At 61.2% G+C, this 24352-nt stretch carries 20 protein-coding genes; 8 read left to right on the top strand and 12 right to left on the bottom strand.

Translation table 11 applies throughout. The annotated features are described in order from the left end of the window. Positions 1-39 precede the first annotated feature (39 nt). A complete protein-coding gene (locus ACI2KS_RS05060; RefSeq protein WP_404617808.1) occupies positions 40-783 on the bottom strand; it encodes a phosphatase PAP2 family protein in 744 nt (247 codons plus the stop codon). Positions 784-999: 216 nt separating this feature from the next. Between ACI2KS_RS05060 and colR the strand changes: the two genes are divergently transcribed. The 5 genes from colR (at position 1000) to ACI2KS_RS05085 (ending at position 4776) form a co-directional block, all read left to right on the top strand. Further along, positions 1000-1683, top strand: a complete 684-nt coding sequence (gene colR / locus ACI2KS_RS05065; protein WP_037014624.1) for a two-component system response regulator ColR — start codon at positions 1000-1002, stop codon at positions 1681-1683. Next, positions 1673-2953 (top strand): sensor histidine kinase, encoded by a 1281-nt coding sequence (locus ACI2KS_RS05070; protein WP_404617810.1) that lies wholly within the window; start codon positions 1673-1675, stop codon positions 2951-2953. Before colR ends, ACI2KS_RS05070 begins: the two co-directional genes overlap by 11 nt. 206 nt (positions 2954-3159) lie before the next feature. Beyond that, complete coding sequence (locus ACI2KS_RS05075) at positions 3160-3828, top strand: class I SAM-dependent methyltransferase (RefSeq protein WP_404617812.1); 669 nt, start codon at positions 3160-3162, stop codon at positions 3826-3828. A 4-nt stretch (positions 3829-3832) separates the two neighbouring features. Beyond that, complete coding sequence (locus ACI2KS_RS05080) at positions 3833-4552, top strand: lipopolysaccharide kinase InaA family protein (protein ID WP_404617814.1); 720 nt, start codon at positions 3833-3835, stop codon at positions 4550-4552. Further along, positions 4549-4776, top strand: a complete 228-nt coding sequence (locus ACI2KS_RS05085) for a hypothetical protein (RefSeq protein WP_404617816.1) — start codon at positions 4549-4551, stop codon at positions 4774-4776. The genes ACI2KS_RS05080 and ACI2KS_RS05085 overlap by 4 nt, the downstream gene beginning before the upstream one ends. Positions 4777-4941: 165 nt before the next feature. On the opposite strand, the gene ACI2KS_RS05090 is transcribed toward ACI2KS_RS05085, so the two are convergent. The 10 genes from ACI2KS_RS05090 to ACI2KS_RS05135 all read right to left on the bottom strand — a co-directional run bounded on the left by ACI2KS_RS05090 (position 4942) and on the right by ACI2KS_RS05135 (position 19509). After that, positions 4942-7989, bottom strand: a complete 3048-nt coding sequence (locus tag ACI2KS_RS05090) for a multidrug efflux RND transporter permease subunit (RefSeq protein ID WP_404617818.1) — start codon at positions 7987-7989, stop codon at positions 4942-4944. Positions 7990-8017: 28 nt separating this feature from the next. After that, a complete protein-coding gene (locus ACI2KS_RS05095; RefSeq protein ID WP_404617820.1) occupies positions 8018-9169 on the bottom strand; it encodes an efflux RND transporter periplasmic adaptor subunit in 1152 nt (383 codons plus the stop codon). A gap of 273 nt (positions 9170-9442) precedes the next feature. After that, a complete protein-coding gene (locus tag ACI2KS_RS05100) occupies positions 9443-10540 on the bottom strand; it encodes a DUF1513 domain-containing protein (RefSeq protein WP_404617822.1) in 1098 nt (365 codons plus the stop codon). 1 nt (position 10541) lies between these two features. After that, complete coding sequence (locus tag ACI2KS_RS05105) at positions 10542-11606, bottom strand: imelysin family protein (RefSeq protein ID WP_404617824.1); 1065 nt, start codon at positions 11604-11606, stop codon at positions 10542-10544. 31 nt (positions 11607-11637) lie between these two features. Next, on the bottom strand, positions 11638-13080 hold the full coding sequence (locus tag ACI2KS_RS05110) for a di-heme oxidoredictase family protein (RefSeq protein ID WP_404617826.1): 1443 nt from the start codon (positions 13078-13080) through the stop codon (positions 11638-11640). A 151-nt stretch (positions 13081-13231) separates the two neighbouring features. Continuing rightward, positions 13232-13771 (bottom strand): AP2/ERF family transcription factor, encoded by a 540-nt coding sequence (locus ACI2KS_RS05115; RefSeq protein WP_404617827.1) that lies wholly within the window; start codon positions 13769-13771, stop codon positions 13232-13234. A 244-nt stretch (positions 13772-14015) separates the two neighbouring features. Beyond that, a complete protein-coding gene (locus ACI2KS_RS05120; protein WP_404617829.1) occupies positions 14016-15350 on the bottom strand; it encodes an imelysin family protein in 1335 nt (444 codons plus the stop codon). A 275-nt stretch (positions 15351-15625) separates the two neighbouring features. After that, entirely contained in the window at positions 15626-17677 is a 2052-nt protein-coding gene (locus ACI2KS_RS05125; protein WP_404617831.1) for a putative bifunctional diguanylate cyclase/phosphodiesterase, read from the bottom strand. A 299-nt stretch (positions 17678-17976) separates the two neighbouring features. Beyond that, the gene (locus ACI2KS_RS05130; RefSeq protein ID WP_062384041.1) at positions 17977-18573 is read right to left on the bottom strand and encodes a superoxide dismutase; all 597 of its coding nucleotides are present in this window, start codon (positions 18571-18573) and stop codon (positions 17977-17979) included. A gap of 333 nt (positions 18574-18906) precedes the next feature. Beyond that, positions 18907-19509, bottom strand: coding sequence for a LysE/ArgO family amino acid transporter (locus ACI2KS_RS05135; protein ID WP_404617833.1), 603 nt, complete (start codon positions 19507-19509; stop codon positions 18907-18909). 114 nt (positions 19510-19623) lie between these two features. Between ACI2KS_RS05135 and ACI2KS_RS05140 the strand changes: the two genes are divergently transcribed. The 3 genes from ACI2KS_RS05140 to ACI2KS_RS05150 all read left to right on the top strand — a co-directional run bounded on the left by ACI2KS_RS05140 (position 19624) and on the right by ACI2KS_RS05150 (position 22592). Beyond that, positions 19624-20523 carry a LysR family transcriptional regulator ArgP gene (locus tag ACI2KS_RS05140; RefSeq protein ID WP_404617835.1) on the top strand — a complete coding sequence of 300 codons (900 nt, stop codon included), beginning with the start codon at positions 19624-19626 and terminating at the stop codon, positions 20521-20523. A 126-nt stretch (positions 20524-20649) separates the two neighbouring features. Then, positions 20650-21648 (top strand): NAD-dependent epimerase/dehydratase family protein, encoded by a 999-nt coding sequence (locus tag ACI2KS_RS05145; RefSeq protein ID WP_404617837.1) that lies wholly within the window; start codon positions 20650-20652, stop codon positions 21646-21648. An 83-nt stretch (positions 21649-21731) separates the two neighbouring features. Then, positions 21732-22592: an ATPase gene (locus ACI2KS_RS05150; protein WP_404617839.1), complete on the top strand. Its 861-nt coding sequence runs from the start codon at positions 21732-21734 to the stop codon at positions 22590-22592. Positions 22593-23299: 707 nt separating this feature from the next. On the opposite strand, the gene ACI2KS_RS05155 is transcribed toward ACI2KS_RS05150, so the two are convergent. Further along, the gene (locus ACI2KS_RS05155; protein ID WP_404617841.1) at positions 23300-24349 is read right to left on the bottom strand and encodes an alkene reductase; all 1050 of its coding nucleotides are present in this window, start codon (positions 24347-24349) and stop codon (positions 23300-23302) included. Positions 24350-24352: the final 3 nt, after the last annotated feature.

Raw genomic sequence — 24352 nt, forward strand, 5'->3', positions numbered from 1 at the left:
CGGCAAGTCGGGCTGCTACACCGCTACGGGCGAAGCGGGTCACCCGGAAACCGGTTCTGCCGCCAGCTCTTTGTCTTTCTTGCCAGCCGGCCTGTACAAAACAGCGTAATAAGCTCCCAGACAAATCAGCCAGCAGAACACCGCCGTCCAGATGTTGTGCGAGAAGAAATGCGCGCCCTGCAGCATGCGGCCCACGGAAAACACTGTGCCCAGCCCGAACGCGAAAATCAGACCGGCCTTGGCCAGGCGGGGACGACGGTCACGAAACACGAAGAACAACGCAAACAGGGTGAAGCCGGTGGCTGCATGGCCACCCGGCCAGCAGCGGCCTGGCTTGTCGGTGGCTGGGCGAGGGCTCAGCAGTTCGCTGTATTGTTCCTGGCCACCAAACTCAGTCAGGCTCCATGGGCACTGCACCGATGTCACCACCTTCATCGGCGTGACAAAACTGGTCGATAACGCCATCGACAACACCATGCAGCCCAGCTCGCGTTTCCAGGGCTTGAGTCGTGCCACGAAAAACGAGGCGATGAAACTGACGAACGACAAGACACCCAAAGCGATGACGATTTGTTTGGCCCGGTCGTGCAGCACGTTTTCCAGGAAGTAACTGTGCTTGCCGATGAACCCGCCGGCTGCCGGGTCGTAGGCCAGCTTGGCGATATCCATGTCCAGGGAGGTGAGTTCCAGTAGCACCAGCACAATGGCGGTGACCGCAGGTATGCCCAGATAAACCCACAGGTTGATCGGGCGCGAGGCGGGCCGAGCGAAGACTTCAGACATGGTGAATCCCGTGTAATGACAAGGTTGGCCCGCCGGGTTGACCGAGAGCATTCGGCAGTATGAACCGCAGGCTGTCGGAGACCTGTGAACCGCGAGTGAAAAAAACGTTATACACGCCGACGCTGGCCCTCGGGCGCGCTTGGCCTTAAGCTGCCGCCAACTCTGACCCTGTTCATCCGGGTCACGCTGACAACCGCATATGGAGACATGCCCCCCATGAGAATTCTGCTGGTTGAAGATAACCGGGATATTCTGGCGAACCTGGCCGATTACCTGGGCTTGAAGGGCTATACGGTGGATTGCGCCCAGGATGGACTGTCCGGGCTGCATCTGGCGGCTACCGAGCATTACGACCTGATCGTGCTCGACATCATGTTGCCCGGTATCGATGGCTACACCCTGTGCAAGCGCCTGCGTGAAGACGCGCGTCGCGATACGCCGGTGATCATGCTCACCGCACGCGACCAGCTCGACGACCGCTTGCAGGGCTTCCGCTCCGGTGCCGATGATTATCTGCTCAAGCCTTTCGCCCTGTCGGAACTGGCTGCGCGCATCGAGGCGGTGTTGCGCCGTGCCCAGGGCGGCGGACGTCGCACCTTGCAGGTGGCCGACCTGATCTACGATCTGGACACCCTGGAAGTGACCCGCGAGGGCCGGCTGCTCAAACTCAACCCGGTCGGCCTCAAGCTGCTGGCCGTGCTGATGCAGAAAAGCCCCCACGTGCTGCGCCGGGAAGTGCTCGAGGAAGCGCTGTGGGGCGATGACTGTCCGGACAGCGACAGCCTGCGCAGCCATGTTCACCAGTTGCGCCAGGTGATCGACAAGCCGTTCGCCAAGCCGCTGCTGCAGACCGTGCATGGTGTCGGGTATCGCCTGGCCGAGGGTCGCGATGGAGTTTAAGCAGAGCCTTGCTCAGCGGATCATCATCGCCTTTGCCTTGATGAGTGCACTGGTTGCCGGTTCTTTCGCAATGGGCATTGTCGCCACGGTTCATCTGGTCGAAGAAAAACTGATTTCGGCAGGTTTGGGCGGGGACCTCACGCGCCTGCTGTTGATGGACAGCGTCGAGGACTGGAGTCATCGCCCGGAGCCTGACCAGCTGTTCTATTTCACCGGCGGGCCGGGTGACTACGAGTTGCCCAAGGACCTGCGTCATCTGGAACCGGGTTTTCACGAGGTCTTTCGCGGGCCGTTGTCCTACCACGCCATGGTGGAGGTGGTCGACGGCCGACGCTATGTGCTGTTGCAGGATCAGAGTGATTTCGAAGAGCGCGAGCGGGTGTTGTTCGCTGTCGTGCTGGTCGGCTTTGTCCTGGCCCTGGCGCTGGCGGTCTTCCTGGGATGGATTCTGGCTCGTCGGGTGATGGCCCCGGTGGTGCGCCTGGCACGTCAGGTGCGTCATCGCGATCAGCTGCTGGGCCTGGCACCACCACTGGCGCCGGACTATGCCGCAGACGAAGTGGGAGAACTGGCCGTTGCGTTCGACGCGACCCTGGGACGCCTGCGTGACGCCTTGACCCGTGAGCGGATGTTCACCAGCGACGTCAGCCATGAGTTGCGCACACCCTTGATGGTGCTGGCCAGTTCTTGCGAGCTGCTCTTGGAAAACCCGGCGCTGGACCAGCGCGCCAGAGCGCAGGTCGAGCGGGTAGGGCGTGCCTGCGAAGAAATGCGCGATCTGGTGCAGACCTTCCTGATGCTGGCCCGCACGCAGCGTGACGATGCCGGCATGAATCCTCAGTTGACCCTGCAAGGGGCCGCGCAGCAGCTGCTGACCCTCTGGCGTGAGCCGATCGAAGCCAAGGGCCTGCGCCTGGAGTATTCCCCCGATGGCGCTGGCGACAGCAGTTACAACGCGACTTTCCTGTATGCGGTGATGGGCAATCTGTTGCGCAATGCGCTGCATTACACCGACAAGGGGTTTATCCGCCTGACCCTGCTCGAGCATGGATTTACGGTTGAAGATTCGGGTGTGGGCATTCCGGAAGAGAAGCGCGAAGCAATGTTCCAGCCGTTCGTGCGGGGTAACGAACAGAGGGGCGAGGGGCTTGGACTTGGCCTGTCGCTGGTCCAGCGTATCTGTGAAAACCAGGGCTGGACCGTGGACCTGGAAACCATGGAGCCCAATGGTTGCCGCTTCATCGTCGGCTTTCAGAAAGGCGCAGGCTGAACCACCGAGCCTGTGGCTCGCACGAATGTATAGACAATGTAAATGTTGCTGCGATCTGACGGCTTATGGCCATATGCTAGCCCTATCTTCCGGAAAAACCTCGTAACATTTACACTGCTCTTGCAACGTTTTTTTCACATTCGCATGACCTGAGGATGACGTAAATCGACTTAGTTTTGGCTGTATCACCTTCAGGAGATACAGCCATGAGCAAGCGGGTCGAGCTTGATTTCTCGCGCAAGTACAATGACGAGCACGCAAAAAAATATTTTCGCAAGCACACGGACGGATTGGCGCGGCGGCTGTCTGATCGTCGCGACAAGCAGTTGGCGCGTCGGGCGCTGGCGCTGGCGGGTGAACCTGGTCTGGTTCTGGACTTGCCTTGCGGGGCCGGTCGCTTCTGGCCTTTGCTGGCTGAGAAAGCCAATCGGGTGATCATCGGTGCCGACAATTCGGCCTCCATGGTCAAGATTGCCTGTGAGTCGCAGCCCGCCGAGGTGGTAAAGAGGGTACAACCCTTGCAGACCTCTGCGTTTGCCATCGATATGCCGGATAACGCGGTGGACAGCATTTTCTGCATGCGTCTGATGCACCATATCGGTGAGGCGAAGGACCGAGCGGTATTGTTGAAAGAGTTTCACCGGGTCACGCGGGACAGCGTGATCATGTCGTTGTGGGTGGATGGCAACTTCAAGGCCTGGAAGCGCAAACGTTCGGAGCGCGTGCGAAATCAGGCGGGTTACCAGAACCGCTTCGTGATACCGGCAGCGACGATTGAAGCAGAATTCGAGCAGGCAGGGTTCCGTATCCAGGAGCGCCTGGATTTCCTGCCCATGTACGCCATGTGGCGTGTGTATCTATTACGTAAGGGGTAACAGGATGGCCGTGGATTTTGCAGCTGAGTTGAGCGTTCCCGCCAAGGACCGTTTCGCCTATTTCTGGAATACCCGTGGTGAGTGGGTGGAAGAGCCCAACGTCCGCCGCGGTGGAGAAAGTGGCGTACAGCGCGTCGTGTCGGAGAATGGTCGCTTGCTGTACGTCAAACGGCAGACCGGGCATATCTACCGCAGTTGGTTGCATCCGTTCGGTCGCCCGACTGTGTTGCGTGAGCGTGATGCGCTTGAAGGGCTGCGTCAGCTCGACGTCAACGTGCCGCGCATGGTGTTCTGCGGTGCCGAGCGCGACGAAAAGAACGAATGGCGCGCCTTGCTGGTGACCGCTTCGCTGGACGGCTTCGATGAATTCGAAAACTGGCTGAAGGCCGGTGGTCGCGAGCAATACGGCGAAGCGCTGTATGAGCAGATGCTCAAGCAACTGGCCGAAAACCTGGCCCGCATGCACAAGGGCCGCTGGCAGCACAGCTGCATTTACATCAAGCACGTGTTTGTGCGCGTGGTCGGTGAAGGCGCCAGTGCCAGGCCTGAAGTCGCTTTGCTGGATCTGGAGAAATGTCGTCAGCGCCTGACCGCTTACGGCGCAGCCCAGCACGACATGAAACAACTGCGTCGCCACTCGTCGTTTCAGCCAGCGGACTGGAAGAAGCTCGTCTACTTTTACGAGACGGCGTTTGGCAGCCCCATCAAAGGTTTAGAGCGATGAAGTTAGAAATGGCGCGAGGTTTGTTTCTGGTCGGGGCATTGGGAGTCACCTCCATCGCCATGGCCGCCTGGGAGCAACCCAGGACACAGATTCTGAGCGCAGTACACGGCGAGGGGCAGTGCGCCTTGCCGCGGATAGCCAAGGCTGTTTCTCCGGTGCGTCCAGACCATGATTTGCTGTTGTTGATGTTCGGTCTGGCACAGGGAACGGGACCACAACATTGATGCAACTCCCTGACTGAAAAGCCCCGATCGTTCGGGGCTTTTTTCATGCAGATCTACCACGATGCGTTTCTGGCCGAAGGCCGTAGGGGCCGGCTTGCTGGCGAATGTGTTCGGTCAGCACTATCGGTGTTGACGGGCAGACCCGATTCGCCAGCAAGCGGCCTCCTACAAGGGTTTCGCGGCAACACTCGGCTCATCCTTCGCAGCCAGCAGCGTATACACGCACGGCAGCACGAACAGGGTAAACAAGGTGCCTACCGACATCCCGGTCGCGATCACCATGCCGATATCGAAACGACTGACAGCGCCCGCGCCGGTCGCCAGAATCAATGGCACCATGCCGAACACCATCGCCGCGGTGGTCATCAGCACCGGACGCAGACGAATCGCCGCCGCTTCCTCCACGGCCTCGCGCACACTCAGGCCCTTGTCGCGGCGCAGCTGATTGGCGAACTCGACAATCAGAATCCCGTGCTTGGTAATCAGCCCGATCAGCGTGACCAGCCCGACCTGGGTGTAGATGTTCAGCGTCGATACGCCAAGAAACAGCGGTATCAGCGCCCCGCAGATCGACAGCGGCACCGTCACCAGAATCACTAACGGGTCGCGGAAGCTCTCGAACTGCGCGGCAAGCACCAGGAAAATAATCGCCAGCGCCAGCGCGAAGGTCACCCACAAGGCGCTGCCTTCCTGGACGAACTGACGCGATGCTCCGGCATAGTCATAAGCAAAACCGGCAGGTGCCTCCTCGATGGCAATCTGGCGAACCGTCTCGATGGCCTCACCCATGCTCACCAGCGGAAAACCGGAGATGATCGCCGCGTTGAGCTGCTGGAACTGGTTGAGTTGACGCGGCCTGGCGCGGTCACTGACCTTGATCAGCGTCGACAGTGGCAGCATCTTGCCCTCGGCGTTTTTCACGTAATAGTTGGCCAGCCACTGCGGGTTGTCGCGGTAGGCGCGCTCCACCTGGGCAATGACCTTGTAGCTGCGCCCGTCGATGGTAAAGCGATTGATCTCCGCCTCCCCCAGCAATGTTGCCAGGGTGCCGCCCAGATCCTGCATCGAGACGCCCATCTGTGCCGCCTTGGCGCGGTCGATATCGACCACCACTTCAGGTTTGTCGAACGCAAGGTCAAGGTCCAGGAAGGCGAACTTGCCCGAGTCGGTGGCGCGTTTCTTGATCCGGTTGACCACCTCAAGCAAGGCGGCGTAATCGTTTGGCGTGTTGATCACGAACTGGAATGGCAGGCCCTCACCGGTGCCCGGCAACGATGGCAGGTTGAAGCCGAAGATCTGCAGCCCGGTGATCTGTCCCAGTTTGGCCTGGACCTCGGGCAGCAGTTGCATTTGCGTACGGCTGCGTTCGTCCCATGGCTTGAGCAGAAAACCGCCGACGCCGGTCTGCACGCCGTTGAAGCCGTTGATCTGGAACGATGAGTAGTACTCCGGGAACGCCTTGAAGATGTCGATGAACTGGTTGGTGTACTTGTTCATGTAATCCAGGTTGGTGGGCTGTGGCGAGGTCGCCATCATGAAGATGATGCCCTGATCCTCGTCCGGCGCCAGTTGCGACTGGCTGAACTTGAGAAACACCGGGATCAGGCACAGCACCAGCACGGCGAAGACGATCACCACCGGCCGGGTGTTCAGCGTGCCGTGCAGCAGACGCTGATAACGCAGCTTGAGGCCGTCGAAAATCGTGTCGAGGCGGTGCGCCAGACCGCTGGGGTTGTGTTCATGACGCAGCAGCAGCGCGCACATCATCGGTGACAGGGTCAGGGCAACGATGCCCGAAATCACCACGGCGCCAGCCAGCGTCAGGGCGAACTCCTTGAACAGCGCGCCGGTCAGCCCTTCGAGAAAGCCGATCGGTGCATACACCGCTGCCAGGGTGATGGTCATCGAGACCACTGGCATGGCGATCTCGCGCGCGCCTTCAAGGGCTGCATCGAACGGTGTCTTGCCTTCCTCGATGTGGCGATGAATGTTCTCCACCACCACGATCGCGTCGTCCACCACCAGACCAATCGCCAGCACCATGGCCAACAGCGTCAGCAGGTTGATCGAGTAGCCCATCATCTGCATGAAGAACATCACGCCGATCATCGACAGCGGAATGGTGATCACCGGGATCAGCACCGAACGCAGTGCCCCTAGAAACAGGAACACCACGACGATGACGATCAGCACCGCCTCGATCAGTATTTTCACCACCTCATGGATAGACGCCTGGATGAACAGCGTGGCGTCGTAGGCGATGGACACTTTCAGGCTCGGCGGCAGCTGGCTTTCCAGATCCGGCATGATGCGCCGCACTTCCTTGATCACGTCCAGCGGGTTGGAGCCGGGCGTGCCCTTGATGCCGATGTACACCGAGGGTATGCCGTCGAACGAGCTGACGGAGTCGTAGTTTTCCGCGCCCATTTCGACCCGGGCGACGTCGCCCAGCAGCACGCGGCTGTCGCCGACGGTCTTCAACGGAATCGCGGCAAACGTCTCCGGGGATTTCAGGTCGGTGGCGGCGTTGACGCTGGTGACCACGTATTCGCCTTTCACTTCGCCGGCAGCGGAGAGGAAGTTGTATTTGCGCACCGCATCGGTCACGTCGTTGGCGGTCAGGCCGAAACCGGCGAGCTTTACCGGGTCCAGCCACAAGCGCATGGCGAACACCTGGTTGCCGAGGATTTCGGCCTCGGCCATGCCCGGCAGCGTCGCCAGCTTCGGCTGGATGACCCGCGACAGGTAGTCGGTGATCTGCGGGTTGTTCAGCTCCGAGCTGTAGAAGCTGATGTACATCAGCGCCGAAGCGTCAGCTGCTTCCTTGCTCAACACCGGGTCCTCGGCGTCCTGCGGCAGCTTGTTCTTCACCTCGTTGGCCTTGGCCAGCAGCTCGGTGTACAGGCGGTCGCTGTTAGAGCCGATGCGCGCGTAGATCGAGATTACCGAGAAGTTCTGCCGACTGACCGAGGTCATGTAGTCGATGCCTTCGGCGCTGGCCAGACTCTGCTGCAACGGTTGGGTGATGTAGCCCTGAATGGTCTCGGCGTTGGCGCCGGGGTAAGCAGTGGTCACGGTGATCAGCGCGTTTTCCATCTGCGGGTACTCGCGGATGGTCAGCTTGCTGAACGCCTGGAAACCCAACAGCACGATCAGCAGGCTGATGACGCTGGCGAGCACGGGACGTCGGATGAACGGATCGGTAAATGCCATGGAAGCTCCTTTGAACGGTCAGCCTGGGTCAGTCAACTTTTGGTTGGCTGCTCTGCCCGGCGGGGGCTGCCTGATCGGCACTGATGGCGACATGCGCACCGTTATCGAGTTTCAGCTGGCCTCCGGTGACCACTTGCTCGCCCGCTTTCAATCCCTTGCTGATGATCACCAGGCCGGCGCGCCGCTCGCCGGTGTCGACAAAACGCCGCTCCACCGCGAGCTGCTGCTCACCCTTGTCGTTGTTTTGCGGCTGATCATCGGCGCCTTTTTTCGGTACCACGACATACACCGAGTTGCCATACAGCGTGTAAGTGATAGTGCTTTCAGGCACGACCAGTTGTCGGGTGTCCTGCCCCAGGATGACCTGCAAATTGGTGAACATCCCAGGCAGCAGTTTGCCGTCGGGGTTGGGCAGGGTGGCGCGAACCAGCACGTTGCGTGTGGCGTCCTCGACCTTGGGGTTGATGGCGCTGATGCTGGCGTTGAATAGGCTGTCCGGGTAGGCCGCGACGCTGACCTGCACCTGCTGACCGATGGCCAGCCGGGGCAGTGTCTGCTCCGGGACGTAGAAGTCGGCGTACAGGCTGCTCAGGTCTTGCAGTGTGGCGATGACCGTGCCGCTGGCCAGGTAATCGCCGACGTCTACCTGACGAATGCCAATGGTGCCGCTGAAGGGCGCCAGAATGCGCTTCTTGGCCAGCGAAGCGTTCAGCTGGGCGACGGTGGCGGCGGCTTTTTTCTGGGTGGCGGCGAGCTTGTCGAACTCGCCTCTGGAGATCGCGGCATCGCCCACCAGCTTGCTGCCGCGACCGTAGTCGACCTGCGCCAGGCCCAGATCGGCTTCGGCGGTGCCCAGCAGGGCTTTCTCGACCTCGCTGTCGAGCTGGAGCAGCGGCTGGCCGAGCTTGACCTTCTGCCCGGACTCGAACAGCACCGCCTTGACCGTCCCTGCGATCTCAAGGCTCAAGTCCACGCCCTGCAGCGCCTTGAGGCTGCCGATGGCCGGCAGCCGACTCTGCCAAGGTTGCTCCTGAACCACGGCTACGGCGACATTGATCGGGGGTTTGGGGGCGCTGAATTGCTGGATCTGTTTGTAGATAGAGAATGCCTTGTACCCTCCCAGGGCCAGCACCACGATCAGGACAACTCCCAACATGATCAACATACGGCGACGCAACATATTCCACTTCCTTTGGAAAACGGATGAATCAGGCGAATTTGATGCCCTGCGGGCGCTTTCGCGAGCAAGCCAGCTCCCACATTTTTTGCAACGTGCCACATTCTGACAGACCGAGCGGGCAGTCTTTAGAGCAGATTGCAAAATTTGCCTCTGTGCACCAAGCCTATCGACTTCGTGCATCAGGCCATGGCACGTTTAAACAAATGCAGGAGCGGCCGGGGTGGCGTTCCACCTTGCCCGCAATAAGCCCGCTGGGCTTCAAGGCAAGAGTTCTCAAATCACATGCAAATGGTTGTCCCACAACCCTGCAGGCAGTTCCAGCGGCTGGGCCACCAATGTGCTCTGGCGGCAATCATAGAAACGACAGCGGCCCTGGCCCGAGGTCACGACAAAACCGTCGGCCACGGCGCCCACGCCTGCGCAATCGGGCAGCGGCGCGTCCAGTCGGAGCGCGCCGCTGTCCAGATCCCAGATGAAGAATCGATTGCCCCTCGGCGCCGTCAAGGCGACCAGCCGCAGTTCGTTGTGAATGGCGACACTGGCGGTGTAATGGGCCATGGCTTGCAGTTGTGGCTCGGCCACCGGAAACGCCTGAAACGCCTGCCCGGGGCGCTTGATCGCCAGCAACTCGGCCGATTCATGGGAAGGGCCCATGAACTGCTGCCCGGCAACGATGGTGCCGTCACTGGCAATGGCCATGTGGCGTACGCTGTTCATCGGCTGGGCCAGCGTCTCCTTGCTCAGTAGCGTGCCGTCGCGGTGCATCAGCACCAGACTCGGTTGCATGGCATTGAGGTTCATCTCGACCCGGCTTTCGGCCTCGGTACGAATCCCGCCGTTAGCCACCGCCAGGGTTTCGCCGTCGGGCATCCAGGACACCTGATGCGGGCCGATGCCGTGGGTGGGTATCTCACCGCTGTGCTCCAGTCGCTCGCCGACGAACCGATAGACACCCAGCAAGCCGCGGCCCGGATCAGTGGTGTCGTTTTCGGTGGCGTACAGCCATTCGCCGCGATGATGGATGACGGCATGACCATAGAAATGCCGGTTCGGTCTGGAGCTGATGGTCTGCAACAGGCGACCGTCACGCAGGTCGATCAGGTAGCTTTCGGTCCCGGGTCGGCGGGCAACGAACAGCGCGAGCGGCAACTGCGGGTGATTGATGATGTCGTGGCAACGCTGGGCCACCCGGGTGGCGAACACCTGAGTGCCGTCCACCCGATAACCCACGGCATAGTGCTGGCCATTACCGTCGTCACGGGCCGACAGCAGCAGCGGGTTGTCACCTTTGTTCCTGAACAGGGTCCAGCCGCCCAGGGTGCAGGCACTCAGGACCAGGCTGCCAAGGGCAAGCGCCTGACGTCGCAACATATCAGTCACCATCGTTGGCATTGAAACCCAGCTGGATGCCCAACGCCTTGGCCAACTCACCTTCATGCAGGCGATGAACCACGTTGAGGCTGTCGTAGAACGCATTCAACTGCTGGCGACCCTGTTCACTGGCCAGCAAATCCACCAGCGGCGGCTTAAGGGCCGCCAGTTGTTTGCGGCTCTGCGCGTAAGCAGCGTCGATCTTGTCGGCCAGTGGTTTTTGGTCGGCAGGCAACAGCCCGCGCAAGCCCTTGTTGTCGACCCCCGACCAAACTGTTTCGGCGCTCTCAAGGCTTGCCTGCAGGCTGCTCAGTGAGGCTTTGCTGCGCCAGGCTTCGGCCTGGAATGGCTGTGGCACGCCCTTGGACTGACGGCCGAGCGGGGTGCCGAGTTTTTTCTTCAGGCTGTCCAGCGCCGTGACCTGTACGCGCAGTAATTCGGCGATGGCTTCGTGAGAATCGGCGTAACGCTGGTTGGGGAATTTGCTCAGTTGCGCGAGCATGCCGTCGGTGCTGTTCCAGCTGTTGAGGATGTCCTCGGCCAGGGATTTCTGACGTTCGCCAATGGCCATCAGCAACGGGCAGTAGCGGGCTTTCTGGTCGACGCTGGCCATGTCGATCCCGGCATCGAACAGGATGTACTCATAGGCCGACAGGCCCTGAACCACGACGCTGGACTTGGCCAGCGCATCGCTGCTGATCTGCGGTGGTGCGCTGACCAGTTGCTCGACCTGACGCCCGACCAGGTTCTTTTTGTCCGGCCAGAACTGGATCTGCCACGCGCGATTGCCCTCTGCCAGCGGGCCGATCAGCAGGGGCTGCAGTTGCGCCCAGGCTTTCTGGGCGTGGAGGAAGTCGGCGCGGGCGGTGTCCAGATCGGATTTGCCCTGACAGAACGCCAGCGCGCTGACCGCCAACTGCCGGTCGGCGTCGACCCAGCGGCTGTAGGTCGGCAGGATCACCTGTTTGGCGATGGCTGCGGACGTCACGGCCTGCGGGTCCGACGGCGCACAGGCACTCAGCGCGAGGGCAGCGAGGCTGGTGAACAACAGCTTGGGGCGGAACATGTCCGGCTCCTTATCTTTTCCGAGAATACGTTTATAGAGAATTGAGGAAGGCCAGCAGCGCGGCCCGCTGTTGTGCATCGAAGGCCAGGACCTGACGCTGTGCGGGAAGTGCTTCGCCGCCATGCCAGAGCACCGCTTCCATCAGGTTGCGGGCACGTCCGTCGTGCAGAAACTGCGTGTGGCCACTGACGGTTGCGGTCAGTCCGATGCCCCATAGCGGCGGGGTTCGCCACTGCTGGCCGCTGGCCTGGAATTCGCTGAGGTTGTCGGCCAGGCCTTCGCCCATGTCGTGGAGCAACAGATCGGTGTAGGGGCGGATCACCTGGTTGGCCAGCTCCGGCTCTGCGGCATCGGCGGAAGTGGTGAACTGCGGCGTATGGCACTGTTGGCAGCCGGCCTTGAAGAACAGATTCTTGCCTTCGAGCACCTGCGGGTCGGCGACGTCTCGGCGCGCCGGCACGCCGAGATTGCGGGTATAGAAGGTGATCAGTCGCAGGATGTTGTCGCTGACTTCCGGCTCGCCGTCAGGCCCTTTGCCGTCGGGCGCATTCAGGCAGGCGGTTTGTGACGGGGTGCAATCGTCCTCGGTTGCCAGGTTGGACGTCAGGCCCATGTCACTGGCCAGGGCATGGACGTTCTGCTGATTGATGCCCGGTTGCGAAGCTTTCCAGCCAAAGCGGCCAAGGACGGTCTTCTGCAGCGCGTCATCCCAGACCCGGTTGGCGGTGCCGGTGATGCCGGTGCCTTTCTTGTCTTCCGGGTCGGCGTTGGCCAGGATCGCCGCTTCGGGGATCGCCTCCAGCAGGCCAAGACCGATCATCGGCGGGGCGATGCGTGCCGAGGCGCGCGCCTGGGGATGCATCGGGCCATAACCCAACTGGGTGATCTGCAACGTGGGACGGCGCAACTGCGCAGGCGTGCCGTCGCGAAAGTGTACGGTCATCGAGTCGTATACCACGCGCACCCGGCCTTCTGGCGTCACGCCCGGAATGGCCATGTCCTGCAGTTGTTTGCCATACACCGGCTCCGGCGTCAGCCCCAGTTGCCTGATGCGCTCGGCATACGCAGGCGCTGTGCTGCCGGGCTCGTCGGGTATGGAAAGGCGCACCAGCATCGACACGGCATTGTTGGCGCCTGGCTCGGGCGGGTGCCCGCGGCCATCCCTGATGTGGCAGTTCTGGCAGGCGTTGGTGTTGAACAGCGGACCGAGGCCATCGCGCGCGGTGGTGGTCGAGGGGGCAATCACCCACGGGTTGCGAAAGAAGCTGTTGCCGACACTGAAGTCCAGTCGCCGGGTGGGTGAGAGGTTGGCCGAGGGCAGGGAAAACGCGTTGCGATCGCTTCTGTTGACGGTCGCCGAGCCACCCGAGCGGGCCTCGCCGGGCTCGGCGGCAGCGAAACGCGGGGCGTCGTCGCACCCGCCAAGGGCGCTAGCCACCAGCAGGAAAAGCGAAGGGCGAAACCGCGCAGTCATAGCCAACCTGCAGAAGGGGGAGAATCGGGGCGAGCAAGCTTACCAGCCCCGTCTGTGAGGAATAAGAGGGATTTGCGTTTGTAAGTGGCTCTCGAAACGTGTTGTAACCAATTAGCGGTCAGCCTTGATGAAGGCCGCAAGCGGACCGCTCTCAGAGGCCGGGAATTTCCAAGGAAGGGTTTTCAATAAGCAATTGCATCATCCGCCGTTCGCCCTCGACCACTTTGAAGCACCGGTATTCGCCGATGCTGTCCAGCTGTCGCTCGCGTTCGCGGATCGCCAGTTCCTTGGCCCGTTCATAGCCGTAGTATTCGACCCGAAACGACTTGGTCACGCTGCTGCCGTTGCGCAGGGTGGTGCGCGCCACCCAATAGCCAATGCCCGTGTAGCAGCGATAATGCACGCCGGGATAACCACTGGTGTTAGTGGCAATGATGCGTTGACGGATATCCCGGCTGAGTCTGGGCAGATGCTCGAGCAGCAACTGGTCGCGGCAGGCATCGGCCGCTGCCCTGGCCGGCTCGCGGCCGCCGTAGCGAGAGAATGAGAACAGTCTGTTGAATGTCCTGCCGTCACGATAGATCGTCACTTTCCAGGCGCGAGGCCCCTTGATGCCGACCAGCAGATGAATGCCGTAGTCGTTGGCTTTGAGCTTGCTAACGCGGCGCCTTTTCTTGTTTCTCTTGGGCACTTTCTGTCTCCTCCTGGATGGGATGGGGTCAAGGAAGTGCGCATGATCAGTGGCGAACAGGGGGCGTTCAATCCGACGAGGAGTGAACAGGAAACGCCCTACAGAACTTACGGATCGGTCCTCTGAACCCTTCCATTTACCCGGCATTTGGAGGCTTTGTGCGGGCAAAAAAATGCCGACCCGGTGATGGGTCGGCGGTGTTCGGGGTTCGACGACGCCCTGGGGCGCGCGGCGGCGGGATCAATCAGAACGCGTGATCGGCGTTGTCCGGATTCAGGTCGGTGATGCCCAGCTTGCCGGCCGCTTGCTCGATGCCAGCGGTCTGTTTGACCAGTGCGGCGATGGCGTCACGCACCACTTGATTGCCTGCAGTGTTGCCAGCGGCGATCAACTGGTCGAAGTGCTCGCCCTTGTTGGCGTGATCGACGATGGCTTGCAGCCTGGCCTGGGTGGCGTCGAAGTCGGCGCGCAGTGTGGTGTCGGTCGCGGCGTCGGCCTTGGCCACCAGCGAAGACAGGCTTGGGCCGCTGACCTTGCTGCCGTCTACGCGGGTGTACTCGCCCAGGTACACGTTGCGGATGCCAAGGCCGTTGTAGAAGTGCGAGTGGTGGGTGTTGTCGCTGAAGCAGTCATGTTCGTCTTCGCTGGAGTTGGCTTCCAGTGCGACTTTCATGCGCTCGCCCGCCAACTCGCCCAGAGACAGGCTGCCCATGCCGAAGAGCATTTTGCGCAGCCCGCTTTCAGCCGGCTCGGCCTCAAGGCTGGCGCGGTAGTTGTCGGCCACGCCCGGTTTCCAGTTGCCGACCATCTCTTGGAGGTCGCTCACCAGCAGGTCGGTGGCAGCCTTCAGATACGCGCGGCGACGATCGTTGTGACCGCCGGTGCCGCCCGGTCCTTCGATGTAATCGCTGGCGGGACGCTCGCCGGCACCCGGGCCGGTGCCGTGCAGGTCCTGGCCCCAGAGCAGGAATTCGATGGCGTGGTAACCCGTGGCGACGTTGGCCTCGGCGCCGCCCAGTTCATTCAGGCTGGCGAGTTTTTCAGGGGTGATTTCGCTGACGTCGACCTTGTCCTCGCCCACCTGTATGGAGGTATTGGCGATGAGGTTGGCGGTAGCACCCGGGTTGCCCAGCGCGTGCTGGTAGTCCTTGGCGACGTAGTCGATCAGCCCTTCGTCCAGGGGCCAGGCGTTCACCTGACCTTCCCAGTCGTCGATGATGGTGTTGCCGAAGCGGAACACTTCGCTTTGCATGTAAGGGACACGGGCCGCCAGCCAGGCATCGCGCGCCGCCTTGAGGGTCTGATCGTTCGGCGTGGCGAGGAAGACGTCGACCGCGGTGCCGAGCTGTCGGGCAGTGGATTCGGCGTCGCTGAACACCGCGTAAACGATGTTCGTGTAGTTGGCGACAACGGCCTTGGTTGCGGCGTCGCTGGTCTGGGATGGCGCAGGCGCCGGAGCAGAGGTGCCAGCGGCGGCAGCCGGAGCGGGCGCGGCGGGTTTATCCTTGCCTTGATCACAACCGGCAAGGGCAATAGCGATGGCCAGCAGACTGGCGGTAGCCAGGGGCGTACGAATCATGACGGGATCCTGCATGCAAAAGGGCGATGAATAGCGGCGAACGCCAGAAAAAAGCTGCGCCATAATGCGAAGGATTTGCATTCTGTGTAAAGGCAAAATGCCCTGATACGGCAGGGGAGGTATTTCAAGCTGTTACAGGGATGTGAGGCAGGTCTTATGCCGATGTCATCCCCGTAGCAGTCCGGCTTGCCGGCGGTGGCGATTTCACATACCTAGCCGCCAGCAGGTCGGACTGCTACAGGTTCACTGCCAGAACGGTAGAGCGCGCACGCACCTTACAAGACCCCGAGATGCGTGCGCTGCGCCTGCTTGAGGTAGGCCAGCAGCTCACGTGCCGGCAGGGGCTTGCTATAGAAATAGCCCTGACCTTCGTGGCAACCCTCGGAAATGATATAGGCCTCCTGTTCGCTGGTTTCCACGCCCTCGGCGATCACCTGCATGCCCAGGCTTTTGCCCAGCTGGATGATGGCACGCACGATGGTCGCGTCGTCATCGTCGTCGATCAGGTCCTGCACGAAGCTCTTGTCGATCTTGATCTTGTCCAGAGGCAGACTTTTCAGGTAGCTGAGCGACGAATAGCCGGTGCCGAAGTCATCGATGGCGATCAAGGCGCCGGAGCGGCGCAGGCTGAGCAGGTGCTGGGCAGCGGTGCTGATGTCTTCCATCAGGCCGGTTTCGGTAACTTCCAGTTCCAGGCTGCGCGGCGGCAGGCGGTAGATCTGCAAGAGGTTGTTGACCACTCTTGGCAGTTCGGAGTGGTGCAACTGCACGGTGGACAGGTTCACCGCCATGCGCAGGTCGACGAAGCCCTGGTCGTGCCATTCGCGCAGCTGTTTGCAGGCCTGATCCAGTACCCACTCGCCAATGGCGATGATGGTGCCGTTCTGCTCGGCCAGCGGAATGAACTGGTCCGGTGGCACGAAGCCGTGTTCCGGGTGAGTCCAGCGAATCAGTGCCTCGACACCCACCACGCGATGGTCGCGGTAGCTGATCTGCGGTTGATAGACCAGGTGGAACTGGTTGCGTACCAAGGCTTCGCGCAGGTCTTTTTCCAGCTCACGGCGACGGCGCATTTCGCTGTCGACGCTGGCGATATAGAACTGATAGCGGTTGCGCGACCGGGTCTTGGCCAGGGTCATGGTCTGTTCGGCTTTTTGCAGCAGCTTTTCGGTGCTGTCGCCGTCTTCGGGAAACAGGGTGATGCCGATGGTGGCGCGCAGGCGAATCTCTTGCTGATCCAGGGCGAAGGGCGCCTCCAGGTCATCGAGAATGTTCTGCGCCAGTTCCGCGGCTTCGTAGGGTTGCTCGATATCGGCCTGCACCAGCGCAAACTGGTCGCCGCCCAACCGCGCCAGCGCGCCGAGGCGGCCGCTGTGTCCGCGCAGACGATCAGCCAGTGCCAGCAGCAGCTGATCGCCGGTCTGATAGCTGAATTGCTCGTTGATGCCTTTGAAATCGTCCAGCCCCACGCACAGCACCGCCACGCGATGCTGTACGCGACCGGCATCGATGAGGATCTTGTCCAGTTGCTGCTGCAGTTGCTGGCGGTTGGGCAGACCGGTGAGGAAGTCATACTGAGCCATGCGCAGCAGGCTGGATTCGGCTTCATGGCGCAGATTGGTGTTGCGCTCGATGGAGGCCAGTAGCTGGTTGGCGGTGTTGACCCAGATGCCCAGTTCGTTCTTTTCATGACCCTTGAGCAGCGGCAACTGATGCTCGCTGGGACGATCGGGGTTGATGCTGGTCAGGTGTTCGATAATGCGCGACAGCGGCTTGGTCAACAGCCAGTGATAGACCAGATACAGCACCAGCCCCATGGCCAGCGCGCGCAGCACGCCGGAGATGAAGATGATCATCGAATTGGTCAGGAAGCCTTCGCCATAGGTGGCGGTATCCAGGGTGATGCGCAAGTCGCCGTAGTATTCACTGTAGGGGCTGCGGCCGACCAGTTGGGTGGTGAAACTGCGCTCCTGCCCAAGAATCGGGTCAGTCAGCCAGCGTGTGGGCGAGGCCTGCAGGTCGCGGGTTTTCTCCGCCAGCAGGGTTTCGTTCGGATGACCGATGGAGGCCATGCGCACGGCCTTGTCCTGGAACAAGCCCTCGATGACTTGCATGCCCATTTCCCGGTCCAGGCTGTAGACGGCCTGGGTCGACGGGTCGCGGAACATGTCGAGAATCCGTCCGGCGTCGGTGGCGACGGCCTGTCGGGTCTTGTAAGCGTCATAGACAATCTGCGCGCAGCTCAGTACCACGCCCACGATCAGCGCCGAAAGGAGCACCACGCGCAGCAGTTTCACCGACAAGCTGTTTTTGAGTTCCAGCTTCAAATGGGCATTCCTTCATCCATGCTGGTAGCAGGTGACTTGTTGCAAGCATTGGCAATGCAGACCTCAGGGTCAAGCGCCGTCAAGCACGCCGCACCGTTGGCTCTGCGATAACGATTCACCTGCGGGCAGGTAAGGCTATCAGTAGTGTGTCGGTAAAACGGGGGTGAAACTTGAGCTTCGTTTCGTCGGATCGGATCGAAACTGATATTAGTCCGCTATCGCTTTGCGACAATACCTAAAGGATGAACAGAAGGCGAAAAAAAACCCGGCCATGGCCGGGTTTTTTATCTAACCAGTGATCAGGCGGTGAAGGCCTTGCCTTCGAACTGCTCTGCCACGAACTTCCAGTTCACCAGGTTCCAGAACGCCTCGACGTATTTTGGACGCAGGTTACGGTAGTCGATGTAGTAGGCGTGCTCCCAGACGTCGCAGGTCAGCAGCGGGGTGTCGCCGCTGGTCAGCGGGTTGCCGGCGCCGATGGTGCTGGCCAGGGCCAGGGAACCGTCAGCCTTCTTCACCAGCCAGCCCCAGCCGGAGCCGAAGGTGCCGATGGAAGTCTTGCTGAACTCTTCCTTGAACTTGTCGAACGAACCGAAGGCTGCGTTGATGGCATCGGCCAGCGCGCCAGTCGGTTGACCGCCGGCGTTTGGCGCCAGGCAGTTCCAGTAGAAGGTGTGGTTCCAGACCTGGGCTGCGTTGTTGAAGATACCGCCCGAGGAAGATTTGACGATTTCTTCCAGTGTCTTGCCTTCGAACTCGGTGCCAGGCACCAGGTTGTTCAGGTTCACGACGTAGGTGTTGTGGTGCTTGTCGTGGTGGTATTCCAGTGTTTCCTTGGAGATGTGCGGTGCCAGAGCATCGTGTGCGTACGGCAGCGGCGGCAATTCGAAAGCCATGGTAATTCTCCTAATCAGGTCAGTTGCGGTGAGCGCAAGGCCGATCACGGGCGGCCAGACATAACATGCGTCGGCGAGTTTTTACTCTTTGCGACGCAGGGGCTGGATCATAGCACCGGCCCCGGTCCTTAACCACGCAACAACTGTGTGGGATAGAGGTTCCAGAGCTGTGTGCGCCAATCGTTGGAATTTTTTTATAAGCGCGCACTGCACAGTGGGTCATCGCGAACTGATGGAGACGGCTTGCTAGCGAACGCATTGTATCGGTGACGTATTGGTTGCTGAACCACCGCATTCACCAGCAAGGGGGGGCCTGCAAGGGATCGCCGACAGTCACGCACTTCTGATCAACTGCACCGCCACGCTGAACATCATCACCGCCACCATCAGGTCGAGCAGGCGCCAGGTGGCCGGGCGTGCCAGCCACGGTGCCAGCCAGGCAGCACCGATCGCCAATGTCGAGAACCACAGCAACGATGCGCTGGCCGCGCCGAAGACATACGCCCCAGGTACCGCTTGCTGAGCGCCAAGCGAGCCAATCAGCAGCACGGTGTCGAGGTAGACGTGCGGATTGAGTAGCGTCACTGCCAGCGCCGTCAGCAGCACCGCGCGGCGTGAGCGCTGACCGTCGCCATCACCTTCCTGCAGGCTTTGCGGCGAGATCGCCCGGCGCAGGGCCTTGGCCCCGTACCACAGCAGAAAGACCACGCCGCCCCAGCGCGCGACGGCAAGCAGGGTCGGGTTATGCGCCAGCACACTGGCCAGTCCGAATACCCCGGCGGCGACCAGCACTGCATCGCAGACGATGCACAACAGCGCGACCGACAAATGGTGCTCGCGGCGCAGGCTCTGCGCCAGGACATAGGCGTTCTGCGTGCCGATGGCCATGATCAGGCCAAACGCGACCAACAGACCGTTGAGGTAGCTTTGCCACATGAGTTGTTGCTCCGGGACCGACCGCTGACGCGGTGAGGAAATCAATGTGGCGATTGTGGGTGCATCACCTGTATAAGGAAAACCAATAACGCTCATCGCTCATTAGGAAAACTGATGTTCGACTACAAATTGCTTTCAGCGCTGGCAGCTGTAATCGAGCAGGCGGGTTTCGAGCGTGCAGCGCAAGTGCTGGGCCTGTCGCAATCGGCGGTGTCGCAGCGGATCAAGTTGCTCGAAGCGCGCATCGGCCAGCCGGTACTGGTGCGCGCCACACCACCCACGCCGACCGAAATCGGTCGCAGGTTGCTCAACCATGTGCAACAGGTGCGTTTGCTGGAGCGTGACCTGCAAAGCGTGGTGCCTGCGCTGGATGAAGGCGGCAGCAAGGAGCGCCTGCGCATTGCCCTGAACGCTGACTCATTGGCCACCTGGTGGGCGCAAGCCGTGGGGGATTTCTGTGCCGAACATCATCTGTTGACCGATCTGGTGGTGGAGGATCAGGACGTTGGCCTCAAGCGCATGCGTGCTGGCGAAGTCGCAGCGTGTCTGTGTGGCAGCGAACGTCCGGTTGCCGGCGCGCGCAGTCTGCTGCTGGGCGCCATGCGTTATCGTGCGCTGGCCAGCCCCGATTTCATCGCTCGGCATTTCCCCGGCGGTGTCACCGCGCAAGCCCTGGCCCGATCGCCCGCGCTGGTGTTCGGCCCGGATGATTTCCTTCAGCATCGCTATCTGGCATCGCTGGGTGTCGAGGGCGGTTTCGAACATCACCTGTGCCCTTCGTCCGAAGGTTTCATGCGCATGACCGAGGCCGGAATGGGCTGGGGCCTGGTGCCCGAACTGCAGGTCGGTGAGCAACTGGCGAGCGGCAAACTGGTGGAATTATTGAGCGATCACTGCATCGACGTGCCCTTGTACTGGCATCATTGGCGCAACGGCGGGCAATTGCTGAGTCAATTGACCGATCATCTGGCGAAAAAAGCCGGCCAATGGTTGGTGCCGCTGGCGGCGCAGTGAACGTCATTTGAATGTCGATTGTGCGTGATCCTGGTTGCAGCCGGCTCCCACGCCTGCGGCGCAAGCAATGTGTTTGGTATTCAAGATCAGTGAGTCACTTTGGTTTATGAAAGTCTGGAGCGGTAAATGAAGATTCTGGTCACCGGCGCAAGCGGCTTCATCGGCGGACGCTTCGCGCGCTTCGCCCTGGAGCAGGGGTTGAGCGTTCGGGTCAACGGCCGCCGCGCACAAGGTGTCGAGCATCTGGTGCGGCGCGGCGCCGAATTCATCCAGGGCGATCTGAGCGACCCGGAACTGGTGCAAGCGCTGTGCGATGACGTTGAAGCGGTGGTCCACTGTGCAGGCGCAGTCGGTACCTGGGGGCGTCGCCAGGATTTCCATCAGGGCAATGTCCAGGTCACTGAGAACGTGGTCGAGGCGTGCCTGAAACAGCACGTGCGCCGACTGGTGCACCTGTCGTCGCCGTCGATCTACTTCGATGGCGATTCGCACCTGAACATCCGCGAAGAGCAGGTGCCCAAGCGCTTTCACAATCATTACGCCGCGACCAAGTACCTGGCTGAGCAGAAGGTGTTCGGCGCTGAAGAGTTCGGTCTGGAAGTCATCGCCCTGCGTCCGCGCTTCGTCACCGGCGCAGGCGACACCAGCATCTTCCCGCGCCTTATGCAGATGCAGCGCAACAAGCGCCTGTCGATCATCGGCAACGGCTTGAACAAGGTCGACTTCACCAGCATTCAGAATCTCAACGAGGCCATGCTCAGCAGCCTGTTGGCGGCTGGTTCGGCGCTGGGCAAGGCCTATAACATCAGTAACGGCACGCCGGTGCCGATCTGGGACGTGGTCAATTACGTGATGCGCCAGATGCAATTACCGCCCGTCACACGCTATCGCTCCTACGCTCTGGGGTATGGCGTCGCGGCACTCAACGAAGCAGCGTGCATGCTCTGGCCGGGCCGACCGGAGCCCACGCTGTCGAGGATGGCGATGCAGGTCATGAGCCGAGATTTCACGCTGGATATCGGCCGCGCCCAGTATTATCTGGATTACCAGCCCAAGGTCAGCGTCTGGACTGCGCTGGACGAATTTTGCGGCTGGTGGAAAGCGCAACACGGCGCAGCACTGTAAAACGGCGGGCGATTCGAAGGGTCACAGGGCCTGTGGTTATACTGCCGCCCATTCAGATTCAGCGTTTTTTCATAGGGAAACACATGCGCAAAGATCCGTATGACGACGTCGATGACGTTCCGAGCCTCAGCGCCAAAGACGATGACGACGACTTTCTGCCGACCGCCGGCGCCCGCGAGCGCACCACGGTGTATTCGCGGTCCACGCCGGTGGTCAAGGTCAAGGCTGCTGGCACGGGTGCGCTGTGGGCCTTGATCGGTGCGCTGGTGATCGCATTCTGCGGCTTGGGCTGGTGGAGTTTTCAGCAGGTGTCGTTGATGGAACAGCAACTGGTCGCCACTCAGGAGAGCTTCGCGCGAATCAGTGAAGAGGCGGCGGGACGCTTGCAGGATATCTCCGGCAAGGTGGTGGCGACTGAATCGGTGGCCAACAGTGGCGGCGAGGCGCTCAAGGCACAAATCCGGGAGTTGCAGGATCAGCTGGCCGACCAGAGCAAGCAGCAGCTGGGGGTTGCGGGTCTGCAGGGCGGCCTGGACAAGCGTCTGGAGCTGATTGCCAATCAGACCACCCAACAACAGGCGACCAACCAGCAGCTGCAGGATCAGCTCAAGGCGCTGGCGACCGAGCTGTCGGCAGTGAAAGCGGCCATGGCTGACGGCAAGTCTGCACAAGCGGGGCAGGATCGCCTCGACGCGGAGCTCAAGAGCCTGGGCGCCGATGTCGCCAACCTGAAGAAGAGCAATAACAGCCAGACCATCGAGCGTCTGGAGCAGGACATGATCGTGCTCAAGAGCGAGCAGGACAATCGCCCGGCCGCAGCAGCGTCCTCAGGGGCGAGTACGGCAGAGTTCGATGCGTTCCGAGGGCAGATGACACGCACCATCAATACCTTGCAGAGTCAGATTCAAACCTTGTCGCAGCAGATCAACGCTCGGGCTCAGTGATCAAGGGCAGTCCTCGTAGCAAGGCCTGCATTCAACCTGTACCCAAGTCACGATCCGTGGTCTCTGGACTACCTTGTCAGAAAGGCAGAAGCAGAAGCGGCCGTTCATGGGGTGCTTCTGATTCTGCCGCAGGCGTGGGAGAAGCGGCCGTTCATGGGGTGCTTCTGATTCTGCCGCAGGCGTGGGAGAAGCGGCCGTTCATGGGGTTGCTTTTGATTCTGCCGCAGGCGTGGGAGAAGCGGCCGTTTATGGGGTGCTTCTGATTCTGCCGCAGGCGTGGGAGAAGCGGCCGTTTATGGGTTGCTTTTGATTCTGCCGCAGGCGTGGGAGAAGCGGCCGGTCATGGTTTGCTTTTGATTCTGCCGCAGGTGTGGGAGAAGCGGCCGTTCATGGGGTGCTTCTGATCTGCCGCAGGCGTGGGAGAAGCTGCCGGTCATGGGGTGCTTTTGATTCTGCCGCAGGCGTGGGAGTCCGGCTTGCCGACGATCTGCTGCGAAGCAGTAGTAAAGACCTGACCTCCTTGGCCGTGTCAGACAGACCGCATTCGCAGGATTGGCTGCCGGTTCCCGGCAGATCGTCGGCAAGGTGGAGCGCCACCCCGGCGAACTCCCACGCCCTCCGGGCAGAAGCGGCGTATATCGCGGTTCCGATCCCCAGCTAACAAAAAACCGGCCCATTGGGCCGGTTTTTTATTCAGCAGCGAACGCTTACAGCGTCGGGTAATCCAGATAACCCACCGCGCCTTTGCCGTAGAACGTCTCAGGATGCGGCTCGTTCAACGGTGCACCCTTGGCCAGACGTGCAGGCAGGTCCGGGTTGGCGATGAACGGCACGCCGAACGCCACCGCATCGGCCTTGCCGCTGGCCAGCCAGGCGTTGGCGCTGTCCTTGGTGAACTTCTCGTTGGCGATGAACACGCCGCCGAATGCCTGTTTCAGGCGCGGGCTGAGGCTGTCATCCAGTTCGCGCTCACGGGCACAGATGAAGGCGATGCCACGTTTGCCCAGCTCGCTGGCAACATAGGTGAAGGTTTCGGCCAGGTTGTCGTCGCCCATGTCGTGGGAGTCGGCGCGGGGTGCCAGGTGCACACCGACACGACCGGCGCCCCAGATTTCGACCGCAGCGTCCGTGACTTCCAGCAGCAGACGAGCGCGGTTTTCCAGCGAGCCGCCATAGCTGTCGGTGCGCGTGTTGGTGCTGCTTTGCAGGAATTGGTCGAGCAGGTAACCGTTGGCGCCGTGGATTTCCACACCGTCGAAACCGGCGGCCTTGGCGTTTTCGGCACCGAGGCGGTAGGCGTCGACGATTTCTTCGATTTCGGCCAGTTCCAGCGCGCGCGGCGTGACGTAGTCAGACAGCGGGCGGACCAGGCTGACATGGCCTTTTGGCTGAATGACGCTCGGCGCAACCGGTGCCTCACCGTTCAGGTAGCTGGGGTGAGAGACCCGGCCTACGTGCCACAGTTGCAGGACGATCTTGCCGCCGGCGGCGTGAACGGCCTTGGTGATATTGCCCCAGCCGCGGACCTGATCGTTGGACCAGATGCCGGGGGTGTCCGGGTAGCCGACGCCCATCGGCGTTACCGAAGTTGCCTCGCTGATGATCAGGCCCGCCGAGGCACGTTGCACGTAGTACTCGGCCATCATGGCGTTCGGCACACGGCCCTCATCGGCACGGCAGCGGGTCAGCGGGGCCATGATGATACGGTTGGCCAGTTCCAGGTCGCCGATCTTGATCGGGTCGAAAATGGTAGTCATCGG

This window comes from Pseudomonas sp. NPDC087358 (genome assembly GCF_044900785.1).
In the GTDB taxonomy this organism is placed as follows: Bacteria; Pseudomonadota; Gammaproteobacteria; order Pseudomonadales; family Pseudomonadaceae; genus Aquipseudomonas.